Source organism: Amycolatopsis thailandensis, assembly GCF_042723255.1.
GTDB classification, from domain to species: Bacteria; Actinomycetota; Actinomycetes; order Mycobacteriales; family Pseudonocardiaceae; genus Amycolatopsis; species Amycolatopsis thailandensis.
The window spans coordinates 22055-39767 of the sequence record NZ_JBHXJK010000005.1 but is presented as its reverse complement, the minus strand read 5'-3'; the positions used below and the strand labels follow the sequence as shown (position 1 = coordinate 39767).

Sequence of the window (17713 nt, the reverse complement as noted above, 5' to 3'; positions counted from 1 at the left end):
GAAACCGTGATCGTCCACCCGGTTGGGCGGTGTTCGCGGACGCCGTGGCCTTCCAAGATGGGCGCATGACCGCGCTGCACCCGCCCAAGGTCGAGTACTTCGACCCGGCCGCGAAGACCAACACGGACCCCAAGGGCGTCGTGAGGGACGTCGAGGAATACCGCGAAGAACCCTTCGGCCTCTACATGGCGCGGCCGGCCCCGGGACGGAAACAGTTCCGCTACCTCGAGTCCTGGCTGCTGCCGGATCTCGGCCTGCGGATCACCGACTTCTGGTTCAACCCCGGCCACGAACGCGATCAGGACTTCTACCTCGACGTCGTCGAGGTCCACCGTGAAGGCGGTGTCTGGGTCGCCACCGACCTCTACCTCGACCTCGTCCTGCGGGACAAGAAATCGGTCCAGGTGATCGACACCGACGAACTCCTCGGCGCGGTCACCTCCGGGCTGCTCTCCCTCGCCGACGGCGAACGCGCGCTCGGCGTCAGTCACGCGACCGTCGACGGGCTGGCCACCCACGGGCACGATCTGCGCGGCTGGCTGTCCACAAAGGACATCACGCTCGCCTGGAGACGACATTGAGCCGTCCGCATCAACCGATCGGTTGATGCGGCCTTATCCCTTGGACGAACGGTTACTGACCGGATGATGGATTCCCGGAAAGACGTCCTCACGGGACTCTCGATCACGAGCGAAACCGATCGAGAGGGGGGCGGAATCCATGGTCGTCGAGACCGGGGGACTCCGGGAAAGGATCGGCGAACGAGAACGCGCGGGGATCGCGCCGTTCGCCAGGAAACCGGTGCTGGCCATCGCCGGGGCGATGGGGGCGGTGCTCGCGGCGACGGCGGGCCGCTACGGCTATTTCGGCGACGAACTGTACTTCCTGGCAGCCGGCCGTCATCTGGACTGGGGGTATGCCGACCAGCCGCCACTGTTGCCGCTGCTGGCACGCCTGATGGCCGCGTTCGGCGCCGATTCGCCGTTCGTCCTGCGGATCCCGGCGATGCTCGCGATGGTCGCCGGGGTCGTGCTGACCGCGTTGATCGCTAGGGAACTGGGCGGTGGCCGCCGGGCGCAGACGATCGCGGCGGCGACCTTCGCGGTGTCGGTCCAGATGCTCGGCAGCGGGCACTACCTGGCGACCAGCACCCTCGACCCGTTCCTGTGGACGCTGCTGATCTGGCTGCTCGTCCGGTGGACGCGGACCCGCGTGGACGGACTCCTGCTCTGGAGCGGTGTGGTGACCGGCTTCGCGCTGAACACGAAGTTCCTCATCGGGGCGTTCTGGGTAGTCGCGCTGGCCGCCGCGGCCGTCTTCGGCCCTCGCGACCTGGTCCGCCGTCCGGCGCTCTGGCTCGGCGCGCTGATCGCCGCCGCGATGGTCACGCCCACGCTCGTCTGGCAGGCGGCGAACGGCTGGCCGCAGCTGACCATGGGCGCGGCGATCTCCCGGGAGGTCTCGGAAGGCTGGGGCGGACGGGCCACGTTCGTCCCGACACTGGTGATGAGCGCGGGGGTCCCGGTGGGGATGATCCTCGTCTGCTACGGCCTGTGGCGGCTGCTGCGGTCCGAACGCCTGCGGCCGCACCGGTTCCTGGGGTGGACAGCGCTCGGCGTACTCGTCCTGTTCCTGCTGGCGAACGGGCGCTACTACTACGCGGCGGGGATGTTCGCCCCGCTGTTCGCCGCCGCCGCGGTGGAGATCGAAGCGGGACAGGCGTCGAAGTACTGGCGCTGGATCGCGACCTGGCCGGTGTACCTCGTGGCCGCGGTGATCGCGATCCCGCAGACGCTCCCGGTCCTCCCGCGCGACGAGCTGGCGAACGCCCCCGAGTGGGCGCGGCCGGGCCTGGCTCACGAGGAGATCGGCTGGCGGGAGATCACCGAATCGGTGGCCCAGGCGTATCGCGCCGTTCCGGACCCGGCCCGCACCGGCGTCATCGCGGCGAAGTACTGGCAGGCCGCCGCCATCGACCACTATGGACCGGAACTGGGCCTTCCGTCACCGTCGAGCCCCAACCGCGGCTACGCGACGTTGCCGAGGCCGCCGGAATCGGCCCGGGACATCCTGTTCGTCGGGAACGATCCGTCGATGCTTGTGCCGTACTTCACGCAGGTGCGCGAGGCCGGCGCGCTCGACAACCGGGCCGGAGTCCCGAATTCGAGTCAGGGCATGAAGATCTGGCTGGCCACCGGCCGGACCGGGAGCTGGGACACGGTGTGGCCGGAACTCACGGACTGGGGCTTCTGAACCTCACCGGTCCTCTCACGACCGACGCGCCACGCCGGTGGCACGTAAGGTGCGAGAGGACCGGCACCCGAGGGATCTGTGAGGACTGGATGGAAGCCGCCAGCGCGGCCGAAACACCGACCGCGTCCGGTGTGGCGTTCGCCCGGCTCCCGGTGGCGCTGCTCGCCGCCGCGGCCGCGGCGGCGCTGCTGGCGACGGCGTGGCGGTACGGCTACTTCGGCGACGAACTGTACTTCCTCTCCGCCGGGAAGCGGCTGGCCTGGGGATACGCGGACCAGCCACCGGTACTCCCGTTCCTGGCGCTGCTGATGGACTCCCTCGCGCCGGGCAATGTCTTCGTGTTCCGTCTCCCCGCCGTCCTCGCGACGGCCGCCGGTGTCGTGTTCACCGGGCTCATCGCCTACGAGATGGGCGGAGACCGCCGCGCGCAGACCCGCGCCGCCGCCGCGTACGCGATCTGCGGGCAGTTCCTCGGCAGCGGGCACTACCTGGCCACCTCGACGATCGACCCGGCCCTGTGGGCGCTCATCGCCTGGCTGCTCGTGCGGTGGATGCGGACCCGGGACGACAACCTGTTGCTGTGGCTGGGCGCCGCCACCGCCGTCGCGCTGAACGTCAAGCTCCTCGTCGCGACTTTCTGGGTCGCCGCCGGGGTCGCGATCCTCGTCTTCGGCCCCCGGGATCTCTTGCGCAGGCCCAAACTCTGGATCGGTGCGGCCATCTCCGCGCTCTCGCTCGTGCCCACCCTCTGGTGGCAGGCCGCGAACGGCTGGCCGCAGCTGGAGATGGGCGACGTCATCGCGCACGAGACCACCGGCGGCTGGAGCGGCCGCGCCGGGTTCCTGCCCGCCCTGCTGACCGGCGCCGGTCTCGGCATCGGCGTCGTCGGTGTCCTTTATGGACTCTGGGTCCTGATGTTCTCGGCGAAGCTGCGGGAGTTCCGGTTCCTCGGCTGGGCGACCGTCGGCGTGATCGCGCTGTTCATCCTGTCCAACGGCCGGTACTACTACGCGGCGGGGATGTTCGGCGTCCTGTGGGCGGGCGCGGCTGTCCACTTCGGACAGTCGAAGCCTTCATCGTGGTTCCGCTGGATCCCGACCTGGCCGGTGTTCGTGCTTTCCGCGCTGTACACCCTCCCCTACGCGCTGCCGGTGTGGCCCGTCGCCTGGATCGCCGAGGGCCGGGACGTCCCGCGCCCGGCGTACGCGCTGGAGGAGATCGGCTGGCCGGACCTCGCCCGTTCGGTCGCGGACGCCTATCACCGGCTCCCGCCGGAGCAGCGGGCACGCACCACGCTCGTGACCGCCGGGTACTGGCAGGCCGGAGCGCTGGACCGGTACGGCGCCGACTACGGACTTCCCGCCGCGTACAGCCCCAGCCGGGGCTTCTGGTACTTCGGCCATCCGCCCGAGACCGCGGACAGCGTGCTGTTCGTCGGGCCCGATCCGGCACGGCTGCTGCACTCGTTCACCGACGCCCGGATCGTTTCCCGGGTCGACAACGACCTCGGCGTCCGCAACGTGAGCCGTGAGATGCCGATCTGGCTCGTCACCGGCCGCACGGAATCCTGGGCGTCCTCGTGGCCGGGATTGCGGGAATTCCGGGTGTAGGCCCTACGGGGTCCAGCCCGTCGACGCGGCCCACGCGTCGGCCCGCCCGAAGGCCGCGTCGACCCAGACCTGCTTTTCGTCGGTGTACCGCTCGACGGTCCCGTCGCCGGCGTGCTTCGCGGCCATGGCGTTCTTGACCGCCGCGTAGGCGTCGCGTTCGTCCGGGTTCTGCCGCAGCCACTCCGGGAACAGCAGCGCGAGCCGCCAGGCAGGCGTTTCCTGGGACCGGACGTGCAGGTTGACCGGGCGGCGCGGGTCGCCGCCGAAGTGGAACCGCTTGGGCCAGGTGCCCTCTTCACCGTGCGCGTCGTCGAACCACTCACCCTCCGCGCGCGGGAACCCGGCGTCGGAGAGCACGTCGGCCAGCTCGTCGGCCTTGTCCGTGGTGGACACCGTCAGCTGGAGGTCGAGGATGTCCTTGGCGGGCAGCCCCGGCACGGAGGTGGAACCGATGTGGTCGACGCGCACGGCGTTGTCACCCACCACCACACGGATCCGGGCGAGCGCCCGCTCCGCCTGCACCGGCCACGTCGGGTCGTACTCCGCGATCTTCGGCGACATCGGCGCCCGCGGCTTGCGGAGCCGCACGTTCGCTTCGAACGGGGTCAGCCTGTCCGCCCACAACGCGTCGACGTCGGCGAGCACGATGTCGGGTGCCCCGCTGTTGTCGAACCAGACGTCGGCCACCGCCCGGCGCTGATCAGTCGTGGCCTGCGCCTTGATCCTGGCGCGCGCGTCGGACTCGGCCATCCCCCGCGCCTCGACCAGACGGCGGACCCGGACCTCTTCCGGCGCGTCGACCATGACGACGAGGTGGTACATCGGCGCGAGGCCGCCTTCGACCAGCAGCGGGATGTCGTGGACGACGATCGCGTCCGGCGCCGCGGCCGCCATCAGCTCGGCCGTCCGGGCGCCGACCCTCGGATGGACGATCGAGTTCAGCCGCTTGCGGGAATCTTCGTCCGCGAACGCCTTCGCGGCCAGCGCGGCGCGATCGAGCGAGCCGTCGGCCGCGAGGATGTCTTCCCCGAACGCCTCGACCAGCCCGGCGAGCCCCGGTGTCCCCGGCTCGACGACCTCCCTGGCGATCTTGTCGGAGTCGATGAGGACGGCGCCGTGCTCGGAAAGCCGGTTCGCCACCGTCGATTTTCCGGCGCCGATCCCGCCGGTCAGGCCCACACGCAGCATGTCGATCAGCCTAGTGGCGCAATCCAAGGTGACCGCGCAGGGTCATCGAATGGGCACATCCGGCACAGAAGGATGCAAAAGGCAAGATCATCGTGACGCGCGACTCAACCATTTCGAGTGACACGCCGGGCGGTTACCCGGCTTCGGCGGCTCGATTGCGTACCGTGCGCGGCGAAGGTAGCCCACACGGAGGAAAGATGGCAGACGGCAAGCACGTCGGAAGGCACCGGCTCGGATCGCCGGGCCTGGTGCACTGTGTCCTCCATCGTCCCGTGGCCGAGGCCCTCGCCGAATACCGGCGCACGTGGCTGAGCGCACTCCTGGTCCCCGCCAAGCACAGCTTCGCCGGACTCCGCCGCAAGGCCCGCGCGGCCGCCCTCGAACGCATCTGGGTGCCGGCCGTCCGGCCCGCCACTTCCTGACCCTCTTCGCCAACCCCCGCGTTCAGTCCTCTGGATGCGGTAGTTCGCATGCGCAACTACCGCATCCAGAGGACTGAATGCGAAAGACAGCGGCCCCGGTCCGAGGTGGACCGGGGCCGCTGTCTGTCAGCTACTGGCTGAGCGCCTGGATCACGCGCCGCCCGACAGCTTCTCGCGGAGAGCCGCGAGCTGCTCGTCGCTGGCGAGCGTGCCGCCGCTCTTGGCCTCGGCCGGAGCGGAGGTGTAGCTCTGCTCGCCCGAGTCGCCGGAGGTGACGCCGGTCGCGGCGTCGGCCGCGGCTTCCGCGTCGGCCTCGGCGGCCTTGACGACCTGCTTCATGTGAGCCTCGTAGCGGGTGTGAGCCTCGGCGTACTGACGCTCCCACTCCTCACGCTGCTTGTCGAAGCCTTCCTGCCACTCCTGGGTGTCCGGGTCGAAGCCCTCGGGGTAGATGTAGTTCCCCTCGGTGTCGTACTCGGCGGCCATGCCGTACTGAGTGGGGTCGAACTCGGTCTCCGGCGTGACGCCCTCGTTCGCCTGCTTCAGCGACAGCGAGATGCGACGACGCTCGAGGTCGATGTCGATGACCTTGACCATCACGTCGCCGTTGACCTGGACGACCTGCTCCGGGATCTCCACGTGGCGCTCGGCCAGCTCGGAGATGTGCACCAGGCCCTCGATGCCCTCCTCGACGCGCACGAACGCGCCGAACGGGACGAGCTTGGTGACCTTGCCCGGCACGATCTGGCCGATCGCGTGGGTGCGGGCGAACTGACGCCACGGGTCTTCCTGGGTCGCCTTCAGCGACAGCGAGACGCGCTCGCGGTCCATGTCGACGTCCAGAACCTCGACCGTGACCTCCTGGCCGACCTCGACGACCTCGGACGGGTGGTCGATGTGCTTCCAGGACAGCTCGGAGACGTGCACCAGGCCGTCGACGCCACCCAGGTCCACGAAGGCACCGAAGTTGACGATGGACGACACGACGCCCTTGCGGACCTGGCCCTTGGCGAGCGCGTTGAGGAACTCGCTGCGCACCTCGGACTGGGTCTGCTCCAGGTAGGCGCGGCGGGACAGGACCACGTTGTTGCGGTTCTTGTCCAGCTCGATGATCTTCGCCTCGAGCTCGCGGCCGACGTACGGCTGCAGGTCGCGCACGCGGCGCATCTCGACCAGCGACGCGGGCAGGAAGCCCCGCAGGCCGATGTCCAGGATGAGGCCGCCCTTGACGACCTCGATGACGGTGCCCTTGACGGGCTCGTCCTTCTCCTTGAGCTCCTCGATCGTGCCCCAGGCGCGCTCGTACTGCGCACGCTTCTTGGACAGGATCAGACGGCCTTCCTTGTCCTCCTTCTGGAGAACCAGGGCTTCGACCTCATCGCCGACGGTGACAACCTCAGCCGGGTCGACATCGTGCTTGATGGAGAGCTCACGCGAGGGGATGACACCCTCGGTCTTGTAGCCGATGTCGAGCAGGACCTCGTCACGGTCGACCTTGACGATGGTTCCCTCAACGATGTCGCCGTCGTTGAAGTACTTGATCGTCTTGTCGATCGCAGCGAGGAAGTCTTCCTCCGACCCGATGTCGTTGATAGCGACTTGCTGGGGCCCGGTGGGGGCGGTCGGGGCGGTGGCGGTGTCGGTCGTCATTAGGCGGGTTGCTCCGGTGGATGGGAAGTAGTGGGTTTGCGGTTAGGGCACCATGGGCTCTTCCGGCATGAGGCGACCACATTTGCAAACGTCCACAGGGAACGACCGCGAGCATCACCGCATCCGGTGCGCGACCCCCTGACCCGGACGCTGAGCGAACCGGGGGAAAGAGTAGCGCGAACCCACTGCGCTAACAGATATCCTACGCGGCCCCCTGTACACGGCACAATCAGGGTGCCTACCGCGATCACGGCGGGCGGATAAACTCTCCTCCACAGCCCTGACCTGGGGAAAGGATACCGGTTTGAGTCAGCAGTCCGTCACCGAGCCCGAACGGCACGCCGAGGCCGAGGAGCGGCTCGGCACCGCGGGGGTCGCCTACCGGGCGGTCTCCGCGCCGGAGGCGACGGCCGCGAACCTGGCGTGGTGGGACGCCGACGCCGACGACTACCAAGCGACCCATGGCGGCTTCCTCGGCGACGCGGACTTCGTCTGGTGCCCGGAGGGCGTCCGCGAGGCCGACGTCGCGCTTCTGGGTGAAGTCGGTGGCAAGCGGATCCTCGAAGTCGGGTGTGGACAGGCGGCCTGTTCGCGCTGGCTCGCCGCGCAGGGCGCCGAGGCGGTGGCGACCGATCTGTCGGCGGGGATGCTGCGGCACGCGCGGGAGGGCAACGAGCGCACCGGCACCCCCGTGCCGCTCGTGCAGGCGACGGCGGAATCGCTCCCGTTCGCCGACGCGAGCTTCGACGCGGCGTGCTCGGCCTTCGGCGCGGTCCCGTTCGTGGCGTCGGTGGACGTCGTGTTCGCCGAGGTGCACCGGGTGCTCCGGCCGGGCGCCCGCTGGGTGTTCTCGGTGACGCATCCGATGCGCTGGATCTTCCCCGACGACCCCGGGCCGCAGGGCCTCACCGTCACCCAGCCGTATTTCGATCGCACGCCGTACGTCGAGGTCGACGAAGAGGGTGTCGCGACCTACGTCGAGTACCACCGCACCGTCGGCGACTACGTCCGCGCGCTCGCCGACGCCGGTTTCACGCTGACGGACCTCATCGAGCCGGCCTGGCCGGAAGGTCACTCCCGCACCTGGGGGCAGTGGAGCCCCTTGCGCGGCAAGCTCTTCCCGGGCACCGCGATCTTCTGCACCCAGCGGGGATGAGTTCGGCGGCGGGGGTGCAACGGGCACGGTTCGCCGCGCTCGATCCGTTGCTTCCACCGCCGCCCCCGCTCCCGCCTGGCGAGCCCGTCGAAGCGGGCGGCGCCGCCGGGACGATCGCGCACGTGCGGTTCGCGGCGGGTTCCTGGCAACGACTGTGGAGCCCGGCGCACCTCCAGATCCTTTCCGCGTTCCTCCCGCACGACGCCGGCGCGGGGATGAGCGCGCTGCTGTCGGCCTGGCGCGAGCGGATCGCGCTCGCCGACGCCGAACCCGATTCGTCGTGCACGGTCACCTGGCCCAGCCGCGACGTCGTGGTCGCGCGGGCCCTGCTCGACCACGGGCTCGCGCCGCAACTGGCGCTGGCCGTCCGGGCGCCCGCCGCGGGCGAGGCGTACTCCGTGCCCGGCGTGACCGTCCGGGAGTCCTCCGGCGGTGATCTGGAGGAGATCGTCGCCCTGCGCTTCGAAGAACTTCGCTACACGTCGTTCGTCGGTCACGGCGTCGTCCGGCCCGGGGCCGAAGCCCTGCTCGCGGAAGAGGTCCGGCGCGGCTTGCAGTTCGGCGGCCGCGTCTGGATCGCCGAAGAGGAAGGCGTCACCGTGGGGATGGTGACCAGCGGAAAACGCTCGCCGCTCCCCGGTGACGCGCTCGCCGGACGGCTGCCGCCGGGCGAGTGGGGCTATGTCGGCACGCTCGCGGTCACCGCGGCCGCCCGGGGACGCGGGATCGGGCGCGCGCTGACCGCCGCCGCGCACGACGAGCTGTTCTCGCCGTCGCTGCGCGGTACCTTCGTCTCGTACAATCCGGCCAATCCGCTTTCCCCGGTCTTCTGGCACCGGCAGGGTTATCGTCCTCTGTGGACGACGTGGGCGGCCAGCCCCGCCGCGGCCCTGCGGTAGCGGTGACGGGCGCGGCCGACCCTGGGGACAGAATGGAAATCGAGAAGACGTTGTTCGACGCGCACCGCGCACGGTTCGCGACGATCGACAGGCTGCTGCCCGAAGCGGCGCCGCCCCCGGTCGTCGGCGAGCGCGTGGACGCCGCGACCGCGTCGGGCGTCCAGGTCACCGGCGTGGTCCAGCGACAATTACACGGTCCGGACGACGTGCCCCTGCTCTGGTCGGCCGCCGACGTGCGCCAGCTGTTCCCGTACATCGGGACCACCGGCACCGAGGGTATGGACGTGTTGCTGCGCGCGTGGCGGACGTGGATGGACGCCGAATCACCCGGTGAGGATTCGTCCTGCGTGGTGAACTGGCCGAGCCGGGACGCCGAGGCGATCCGCGCCTTCCTCGACCACGGACTGGTGCCGATGTCGGCGCTCGCCGTGCGCACCGGACGCCACCACGACGAACCGGCCGCCGACGGCGTATGCGTCCGCCGGGCCCGGCGGGACGATTTCGACGACGTGCTCGCGATGGCCGTCTCGACCCACGACTACATCGGCCAGGTCGCCACCAGGCATCGCCCGAACGCCGCCGAACTGCTGGCCCCGGCGCTGGAGCGCGCCCTCGACAAGGACGCACCGCTGCTGTGGCTGGCCGAACGGGACGCCCGCGTCGCCGCGTTCGCGCACGCCGCCTGGATCACCTCGTCACCGGGGTCGGCCGAGGCCGAACTGCTCCCCCACGGCCGCTGGGGCTACGTCAACAACGTCGTCACCGTGCCGGGCCTGCGCGGGAGCGGACTCGGCCGGACCCTGATGTCCGTGGTGCACAAGGAGTTCTCCGCGGACGGCGCGGACGGCACGTATCTCTACTATAACCCGACCAACCCGCTCTCTTCGGTGTTCTGGCACCGGCAGGGCTATCGTCCACTGTGGACGTCCTGGGAGGTCCACCCGGCTTCCGCCCTGCGTTAGCCGAAATGCGCAGTCAGCCGTCCGGTTTGCGGAGGTTTCGTCACTCTTGCGTGTGACGTGGGCCCCCCACGGTTGTGCACCTCCCAGGTCAGGGCTAACTTTTGAACTGACCAGTCAGTTTAAAAGTTCCACGAGTCGCCGACCTGGGAGTTCTTCGTGCGGGTTCAAGCCGACAGGGTGTCCGTGACCGGACCCCACGGCACGTTGCTGTCGCCTACTTCGCTCACCGTTTCGGGTGGTGAGCTGGCGATCGTGCACGGCGAGCCAGGGGTCGGCGTCACGGCCTTCGGGCTGGCGCTGGCCGGCAGATTGAAGCCCGCCACCGGGACGGTGACCGTCGAGGGCGGTGACCCGCGGAAGGTCATCGCCGTCGTCGACTCCCCCGGCGTGAGCGAACCGGACGGCGCGTTGACGCTGCAGGTCGTCGTCGGGGAGGAACTCGAACTGGCGAAACGCCCGGCGAACAAGGCCGCGGTGACGAGCTGGCTGGCCGAGCACGACGCCGCCGCCTTCGCCACCACCCGCTTCGAGAACCTCGAACCGGTGACGCGCACCAGGCTGCTGACCGCGCTCGCCGCGAGCCGCAAGGGAGTCGGCGTCCTCGTGCTCGACACCCCGGACAGGCACACCAGCGACGTCGACAGCTGGGCGCGGCTCGCCCGCGAGTTCGCCGAGCGCGGCCTCGCCGTCATCGTGCTGACCGCCACCACCCCGGTTTCGGCCCTGCCGGAGAAGCCCGCCCTGTGCGGCGCTCTCGACCAGCCCGATCCCGTGCGCTGCGCACCCGTCGAAACCCCGGCGGAGACGACGCTGGAAGCGACCGTGGCGGACGACACCGAGAAGACTTCAGGAGACCAGGAATGAACCCCGTCCGGATCGCCGCCAACGAGCTGCGCCGGCTGAGCAGCGGCACCCTGCCGAAGCTCGCCATGGTCGCGCTCGTCCTGGTGCCGCTGCTCTACGCGTCCTTCTACCTCTACGCGAACTACGACCCGTACTCGCGCCTGGACAAGCTGCCCGCCGCCGTCTTCACCTCCGACGCCGGCGCGAAGGACTCGGCGGGCGCGGAACGCAACGTCGGCCGCGAGGTCACCGACGAACTGGTCAAGTCCGGCACGTTCCAGTGGCACGAGGTGTCGCAGGAGGAAGCCCTCAAGGGCGTCCGCAACGACAATTACTCGTTCGCCATCGGCATCCCGCGCGACTTCTCCACCGCGCTGCTGTCCTCGGGCAACCTCCAGCCCCAGCAGGCGACGATCACGCTGACCACCAACGACGCCAACAACTATCTGTCGGGAACCATCGCGAAACAGGTGGCCGAACAGGTCCGCAAGACGATCGCGGAGAAGGTCGGCAGCGAGGCGGCGGACAAGTTCCTGGTCGGTTTCTCCACGATCTACGGCAAGATCCAGGAGGCCGCGAACGGCGCCTCGCAGCTCGCCGACGGCGCGGGCAAGCTCAAGACGGGCCAGCAGCAGCTGGCCGACGGCGCCAACCAGCTCGCCTCCGGCAGCTCCCAGCTCGCGACCGGGCTCGGCACCCTGAAATCCAGTACCGCCCAGCTCCCCGCCCAGACGCAGAAACTCGCCGACGGCGCCGGTCAGGTCGCCGACGGGAACCAGAAGGTCTCCGACGCGGCTTCGCTCGCCGCGACGGCGTCCGGCGACATCCAGGGCAAACTCGACGGCTACCGCACCCAGCTCGCGCAGGATCTGCGCGCCGCCGAGGTCCCCGAGGCGAAGGTGCAGGAGATCCTGAGCCGCCTCGACACCCTCCGCTCCCCTGTCGACCAGGCGAACACGAAGATCCAGGGCGCGAACAGCCAGCTCGTCCAGCTCGCGTCCGGCGCCCGGCAGGTGTCCGACGGCGCGCACCAGCTGGCCTCGGCCACCCCGCAGCTCACCAGCGGGATCGCGCAGGCCGCCGACGCGTCGACGCAGATCCGTGACGGCGCCTCGAAGCTGAACGACGGCGAGAAGTCCGCCGTCACCGGCACGACCGAGCTCGCCGACGGCGCGGTGAAACTGCGTGACGGGCTCGCCGCCGGGCTCAAGGAGATCCCGAACCCGGACGATCCCACCCGCGCGGCGACGGCCAACACCATCGCCGACCCGGTCGCGGTCAACTCCTCCGGCGTCGCCTCGGCCGGGACCTACGGCGCGGGTCTGGCCCCGTTCTTCATCTCCCTCGCCACCTGGATCGGCGCGTTCGTGCTGTTCCTGTTGCTGCGCCCGCTCTCCACCCGGGCGCTGACCGCCGGCGCGTCGCCGTTCAAGGTCGCGCTCGGCGGCTGGCTCTCCTCGGCGCTGCTGGGGATCGCGCAGGTGATCGTGCTGTTCGGCGCGGTGACCTGGCTGGTCGGGATCGACGTCGCGCATCCGCTCGGCGCGATCGGGTTCGCGGTCCTGGTGTCGCTCACCTTCACCGCCGTGGTGCACGCGCTCAACTCGTTCTTCGGCGCCGTCGGGAAGTTCCTCGGCCTGGTCCTGCTGGTGCTGCAGCTGGTGAGCGCGGGCGGCACGTTCCCCTGGCAGACGATCCCGGACGCGCTGTACCCGCTGCACATCGTGCTGCCGATGGGTTACGCCATCGACGGGTTCCGGCACCTGCTCTACAGTGGCGCCTCGATGGAGATCCTCGGTGACATCGGCGTCCTGGTGGCGTATCTGGTCGGCGGCATCCTGGTCTCGACCCTGGCGGCACGGAAACGGCGCACCTGGACGGTTTCCGCGCTGAAACCCGAGCTCGCGTTGTGAGTCCCCGGGGTGAGGCGACGAAGCAGAAGTTGTTCGAGGCGACCCTGCGGCTGTCCGCCAGCCGCGGCCTCGTCGGGCTGACGGTCGACGACATCGCGGCCGAGGCGAAAGTCGCCAAAGGCACCGTCTACTACAACTTCGGCAGCAAGGACGGTCTTGTCGACGCACTGCTGCGCTACGGCGTCGGCGTGCTCGCGGACCGGCTGCGCGCGGCCACCGGCGACGGCGATCCGATGGACGTCATCTCCGCGCAGGTGGACGGCGCGCTGGAGTTCATCGCCGAATACCCCGGTTTCTCGCAGATCCTGGTGAGCGAGATGTGGCGCACGCCCGGAACGTGGCACGAGACGCTGACGTTGCTGCGCGAGGAGATCATCTCGATCGTGCGCGAACAGCTGCACCGGCTGGACGCCGCCGGACGGCTGCCCGACGGCGTCCAGATCCCGACGGCGGCGGCCGGGTTGTTCGGCACGATGCTGGTGGTCGCCCTCGACTGGCAGGTGTTCCAGCCGAAGCGGACCCGGGCCGACGTGCGGGAATCGGTGATGGTGCTGGTCCGGGGGCTCGGCCGCTGACACGGATCTCGCGTGATCAAGGCCGGAACTCGCGTGATCGAGGCCGTAACTCGCGTGCTTGAAGGCGGAACACAAGGTGCGGCGCGAGTTACGGCTCCAAGCACGCGAGTTACGGCTCTGATCACGCGTCTTCGGTCTCCCGGACCCACTTCAGCTTGACCTCGAAGTTCCCTTCCAGCCCCGTTTTCGCGATCACCGCGCCCGCCTGGGCGGTCAGTTTGACGCCGAACTTGAGCTCGACCTCGTCCGGTCCCTTGGCCATCGACCGGAAGGTGTCGAGCGCCGCCGCGGCCGCGTCCCGCACGTTCGCCAGCGCCGCTTCGAAGGATCCTTTGGTGTCCTCGATCAGGTCGTCCCGCCGGGAGACGCGGGAGGTGCCGGGGACGGGGTCGATCTCGACGATCACCGAACCGCCGCCTTCGAGCGGGAACCGCGCCAGGTCGTTCACCGGATCTCCTTCACTGTCCACATGGGATTTTCAGCCACTCGCCCTGCTGAATGCTCTTCTGCACGTCGTCGAGCTGTTTCAGCAGGATGTCCAGCCGGTCACGGTTGCTCAGATACTCCAGGACGGCACGGTGGAACGCGCCGGTCATCGTCGCGGGCATCAGGTCGGAGGCGTCGAAACACAGGGCCGAGGCCGAGGTGATCGTCTCCGCGACCCGACGGCTCACCTGGTCCGGATAGACGTCGAGGCCGAGCTTCCGATTGGCGGAAAACGCGTTGGCGCGGGGAATCGACGGCCAGATCCGCTGCGCCTTCTCCGAGGCCAGGTACTCGATCAGCTTCCGCGCCCGGGGCGTGTTCCTGAACATGCCCGCCAGGTCGGCGGCGACCTCGGAGACGTCGCGGCCGGGGAAGGAGAGGAAGTCGAAATCGGTGCCGGGCTCGGGGAACGACCCGTCGGGCCGCTTGAAGTTCTGGTAGCGGCTCATGATGAACGACGCCTGATGTTCGAGCGCACAGCCCGGCGGGTCGGTGAACATCCGCTTGCCCGCGTCGCCGAAGTCGGTCAGCAGCGCGGCCGCGGTACCACCGCGGATCGAGGCGGGTTCAAGGACGGAACCCCAGTCCAGCCAAGCCTGTTTCACCTCCGGCGAGGTCCACGCCAGCCCGCCGGACGCCCACTGCCGGTACTTCTCGGGCCCCGCCGAATGCAGCAGGATGTCCTCGATCCAGTCGGTGCCCGGCCAGCCCGAGGTGGGCGGGGCGCCCATCCCGACGCACCAGGGCGTGCCGCCCGCGGCGGTCAGCCCGGCGGACAACGCGCGGAGACCTTCGAACGTCGTCGGGCGGATCCCGGTCAGCCGGGCCGGGTCGTACCAGATCAGGCTCTTGAGATCGGCCTTCACCGCGAGCGCGTACAGCTTCTCGGTGCCGATCTTCTGCAGGCTGACCCACTGCGGGCTGAAGGACCGGTTCACGGCGGCGGAGAGGTCGTCGTCGAGCGGCAGCAGGTCACCCGACTTCTGGTACTTCGCCAGCACACCCGCGTTCGGGAGGACGGCCACGTCCGGCGGCGTGCCGCGCTGGACGTCCGAGGCGAGCACCTGGTCGACGGCCCGGGTGCCCTGATAGAGGTAGCCGATCCCGGTGTCGGCCTTGAACGCCTCCAGCACCTGCCGGAACGCCGTCTCCTCCTCCCCGCTCCAGGACGCGAGGACGACGACCGGCCCGTCCTGCGCCGACACCGAGCAACCGCCCGCGATCAGAGACAGCGCCATCACCATGGCCGGCAGGCGTTTCACCGGCGGTACCGGTATTCGTCGATCCGGGCGTGCAGTCCGAGCAGGATCAGTCCGCCCGCGAGCAGGGTGCCCGCCGGGATCAGGAACTCCCGTCCGCCGGACTCCGCCGCGTCGGAGGCGTCGGCCGCCACCGCCTTCGCGCCCGCTGTGACCACCCGCGTGTTGTCCGTCTCCACCGTGGTGGTCCGCCGGGCCCGCTCCCGGAATTCGTCGGCCGTGAAACCGCATCCCCGCTCCTCGTCGCAGTACTCGGTCAGCAGATCGGCGAGCTGTCGCTGACCGGCGTCGTCGGCCGCCCGGATCTGCGCGCCCCGCGCCGCGGCCACGCCGTCGAGCCGCTCGCCGACCGAGTCCAGCCGGTCACGGCTGATCAAGGTGAGCACCAGGGCGGCCCCGATGGCGGCGACGAGCACGGTCGCCGTGAGCAGCGGAACGTTGGCCACGCGGCGGAAGCGTTTCTTCAGGAACAGCTGGGTGAGCACCAGCAGCACCAGGAGGGCCAGCACCGGCAGGAGCCACAGCGGGAGCAGCGCGAGGCTCATCCCGGTGGACGACACCTGCCGGTCCAGCGCGTCACGTTGCCTGCCCTGCAACGTTTCCAGTTCCTCCAGGACCCCGCCGGGGGCGTGCAGCAGCCGTGAAGCGTGCCAGAGGTCGACAGCGCCCAGCACGGCGGCGTCCGGCTGACGGAAGTGCACATCGGCTTGCCCGATGGAGCCCGAGTAGGCCGCGACCTGGCTTTCCACCACTTGCAGCGCGTTGCCGCCGTCCTCCCCCGCCTGATTGAACTCCGCGACCCGCGCGAGGCTCTGGCTGGCCAGCGCCAGCTGATTCGCGTACTCCTGCCCCGGGCCGGCCAGTTTCGCCTCGCCGGAGGCGAAACTGGCGACCGCGGCGGCGTCGGCGGCCACCAGCGCGGCCCGGGCCGCGGTCACTTCGAGCACCGCCTGCGAAGTCCGGTCGCGGACGGTCTCCGCCGTGTCATGGACATTGTGGAACGCCCACAGCGAGACCACCAGGACCGCGAGGGTGAGCGCCAGCAGCGCGGCGCGGAGCCGGACCAGCCGCACCCGGGTCGGCGTCACGGAACCGCCTCCCCGAACGGTTCCCCGCAGCCGACGCAGAAGTTCGCCCCGGCGGGGGAAAGCGCGGGACAGTGGGCGCAGGCGAGGGGTGGCGCTCCGGGCATCGGCCGATCTTCCTGCGGGAGAGCGATTTCCGAAACCCTCGACGGGATGACGACGTGCAAAGCGTGACTGCGGGTCGCGTCCGGGCGCAGGCGCACGGTCCCCTTCTCCGCGTCGACGATCTCCACGACCCCCGAGAGACGGCCGAGCGTCTCGTCGTCACCCGCGGCGGTAGCCAAGGCGACCGCCCGGCCCCAGTACCGTTCGGCCCCGGCCTGGTCCCCGGCCGCGTAGGCGTCGCCGCCGGCGGTCAACGCCTCACCGAGATCGGCCTGGGCGGCGTACTTCGACACCATCGGGTGCACCAGCGTCGGTGGGATCGGGTCGTGCGTCCACCGTCCCGCGATGGGCAGCGCGCCCTCCTCGGCCGAGGCCCCGGGAACGGGTACGAGCTCCGTCCACGCGAGCTGACGGTCCTGTCCGTGGCTGGGTTCGAGGCCGGGATCGAGATCCAGGATCAGCTGATAGTCCCGCGTCTCGTCGCTCGCGAACGAGCCGAGTGAGAGCTCCAGCTCGCGGACGGCGACCTCCCGGCACCGGTCGGTGAGGACGTACTCGTCCGGGAACACCTGCTTGATCGAGCGCAGCCTGCTGAACGGCATGGTGCCGACGCGCAGCCGGACCTCGGGCAGCACCTTCGTCATCGCGCTTTCCACGAGCCGCCGGAAATCCTCGGTGAGCTGATCGTCGTCGACGACGGAGTCGACGTTCCCGCGCAGCACCCGGCCGATCTGGGTGAGTTCGGCGGGTTCCCAGCCGTCGCCGATCCCCCGGGCGTCGCAGACGAACCGGCCTTCGCAGCTGCTCAGCACGGTCATCAAGGCGGCCCTGGTCTGCGAATCGTTGCGGCCGTCGGTGAGGAGGATCGCGTGCCGGACGGCGTCGGGTTCGTGGTCGAAGAGGTCGCGGGCCTTGGTGAGCCAGGCGCCCATCGCGGTCCCGCCGACCGCCGCGAGCCGCTCGACCGCGGCGCGGGCCTCCGCGCGGGTCCGTTCCGAGGCGGCGACCAGACCGTCCTCGGCCGGATAGATCACCTTCGCGTGCTCGGTGCCCTGGATGACGGCGAAGCGCACGCCGTCGGGAAGGACGTCGATGGCGGCCGAGGCGGCGCGCCGGGCCTCGCCGATCTTGGTGCTGGGGAAGCGCATCGAGCTGGAACAGTCGATCATCAGGACCTCGGCGGCCGTCCTGGCGGCGGCCGCACCGCCGCGCGAGACGACCCGGACGATCGCGGTCATCGTCCGGCCGCCCTCGGCCAGGAACTTGTTCTGGTGCACCTCGAGTCCCAGACTCGGCCGCGTCATCGA

Annotated in this window: 16 protein-coding genes; 10 read left to right on the top strand and 6 right to left on the bottom strand. The window is 70.0% G+C overall.

From position 1 onward, the window contains the following. Window positions 1-65 precede the first annotated feature (65 nt). The 3 genes from ACFWMR_RS03135 (at window position 66) to ACFWMR_RS03125 (ending at window position 3863) form a co-directional block, all read left to right on the top strand. Window positions 66-581, top strand: a complete 516-nt coding sequence (locus ACFWMR_RS03135; protein WP_378376569.1) for a DUF402 domain-containing protein — start codon at window positions 66-68, stop codon at window positions 579-581. 139 nt (window positions 582-720) lie between these two features. Next, on the top strand, window positions 721-2253 hold the full coding sequence (locus tag ACFWMR_RS03130; protein ID WP_378376567.1) for an ArnT family glycosyltransferase: 1533 nt from the start codon (window positions 721-723) through the stop codon (window positions 2251-2253). Between the two features lie 89 nt (window positions 2254-2342). Continuing rightward, a complete protein-coding gene (locus tag ACFWMR_RS03125) occupies window positions 2343-3863 on the top strand; it encodes an ArnT family glycosyltransferase (RefSeq protein ID WP_378376565.1) in 1521 nt (506 codons plus the stop codon). A 3-nt stretch (window positions 3864-3866) separates the two neighbouring features. Here the strand turns inward: ACFWMR_RS03125 and coaE are convergent, their stop codons facing one another. Further along, window positions 3867-5051 carry a dephospho-CoA kinase gene (coaE, locus tag ACFWMR_RS03120; RefSeq protein ID WP_378376563.1) on the bottom strand — a complete coding sequence of 395 codons (1185 nt, stop codon included), beginning with the start codon at window positions 5049-5051 and terminating at the stop codon, window positions 3867-3869. 197 nt (window positions 5052-5248) lie between these two features. On the opposite strand from coaE, the gene ACFWMR_RS03115 reads away from it, so the two are divergent. After that, window positions 5249-5473, top strand: a complete 225-nt coding sequence (locus ACFWMR_RS03115) for a hypothetical protein (protein WP_093933457.1) — start codon at window positions 5249-5251, stop codon at window positions 5471-5473. A 150-nt stretch (window positions 5474-5623) separates the two neighbouring features. Here the strand turns inward: ACFWMR_RS03115 and rpsA are convergent, their stop codons facing one another. Further along, complete coding sequence (gene rpsA, locus ACFWMR_RS03110; protein WP_093933456.1) at window positions 5624-7123, bottom strand: 30S ribosomal protein S1; 1500 nt, start codon at window positions 7121-7123, stop codon at window positions 5624-5626. 304 nt (window positions 7124-7427) lie between these two features. Between rpsA and ACFWMR_RS03105 the strand changes: the two genes are divergently transcribed. The 6 genes from ACFWMR_RS03105 (at window position 7428) to ACFWMR_RS03080 (ending at window position 13471) form a co-directional block, all read left to right on the top strand. Beyond that, on the top strand, window positions 7428-8279 hold the full coding sequence (locus tag ACFWMR_RS03105) for a class I SAM-dependent methyltransferase (RefSeq protein ID WP_093933455.1): 852 nt from the start codon (window positions 7428-7430) through the stop codon (window positions 8277-8279). Beyond that, window positions 8276-9178: a GNAT family N-acetyltransferase gene (locus tag ACFWMR_RS03100; RefSeq protein WP_378276067.1), complete on the top strand. Its 903-nt coding sequence runs from the start codon at window positions 8276-8278 to the stop codon at window positions 9176-9178. Before ACFWMR_RS03105 ends, ACFWMR_RS03100 begins: the two co-directional genes overlap by 4 nt. Before the next feature lie 32 nt (window positions 9179-9210). Continuing rightward, on the top strand, window positions 9211-10140 hold the full coding sequence (locus ACFWMR_RS03095; protein ID WP_093933453.1) for a GNAT family N-acetyltransferase: 930 nt from the start codon (window positions 9211-9213) through the stop codon (window positions 10138-10140). 156 nt (window positions 10141-10296) lie between these two features. Further along, the gene (locus ACFWMR_RS03090) at window positions 10297-11004 is read left to right on the top strand and encodes an ATP-binding cassette domain-containing protein (protein WP_378376561.1); all 708 of its coding nucleotides are present in this window, start codon (window positions 10297-10299) and stop codon (window positions 11002-11004) included. Next, window positions 11001-12896 carry a YhgE/Pip family protein gene (locus tag ACFWMR_RS03085; RefSeq protein ID WP_378376559.1) on the top strand — a complete coding sequence of 632 codons (1896 nt, stop codon included), beginning with the start codon at window positions 11001-11003 and terminating at the stop codon, window positions 12894-12896. The genes ACFWMR_RS03090 and ACFWMR_RS03085 overlap by 4 nt, the downstream gene beginning before the upstream one ends. Further along, window positions 12893-13471, top strand: a complete 579-nt coding sequence (locus ACFWMR_RS03080) for a TetR/AcrR family transcriptional regulator (protein WP_005159342.1) — start codon at window positions 12893-12895, stop codon at window positions 13469-13471. Before ACFWMR_RS03085 ends, ACFWMR_RS03080 begins: the two co-directional genes overlap by 4 nt. Window positions 13472-13592: 121 nt before the next feature. Here ACFWMR_RS03080 and ACFWMR_RS03075 read toward each other — a convergent pair whose 3' ends face one another. From ACFWMR_RS03075 to ACFWMR_RS03060, 4 genes are read right to left on the bottom strand one after another with little or no spacing between them, the layout of a single operon-like run. Beyond that, the gene (locus ACFWMR_RS03075) at window positions 13593-13919 is read right to left on the bottom strand and encodes a CU044_2847 family protein (RefSeq protein WP_093933521.1); all 327 of its coding nucleotides are present in this window, start codon (window positions 13917-13919) and stop codon (window positions 13593-13595) included. Window positions 13920-13929: 10 nt separating this feature from the next. Then, window positions 13930-15219, bottom strand: coding sequence for an ABC transporter substrate-binding protein (locus ACFWMR_RS03070; protein ID WP_378376558.1), 1290 nt, complete (start codon window positions 15217-15219; stop codon window positions 13930-13932). Next, a complete protein-coding gene (locus ACFWMR_RS03065; protein WP_378376557.1) occupies window positions 15216-16304 on the bottom strand; it encodes a hypothetical protein in 1089 nt (362 codons plus the stop codon). Before ACFWMR_RS03065 ends, ACFWMR_RS03070 begins: the two co-directional genes overlap by 4 nt. Then, window positions 16301-17710, bottom strand: a complete 1410-nt coding sequence (locus tag ACFWMR_RS03060) for a VWA domain-containing protein (protein WP_378376556.1) — start codon at window positions 17708-17710, stop codon at window positions 16301-16303. The genes ACFWMR_RS03065 and ACFWMR_RS03060 overlap by 4 nt, the downstream gene beginning before the upstream one ends. Between the last annotated feature and the right edge of the window lie 3 nt (window positions 17711-17713).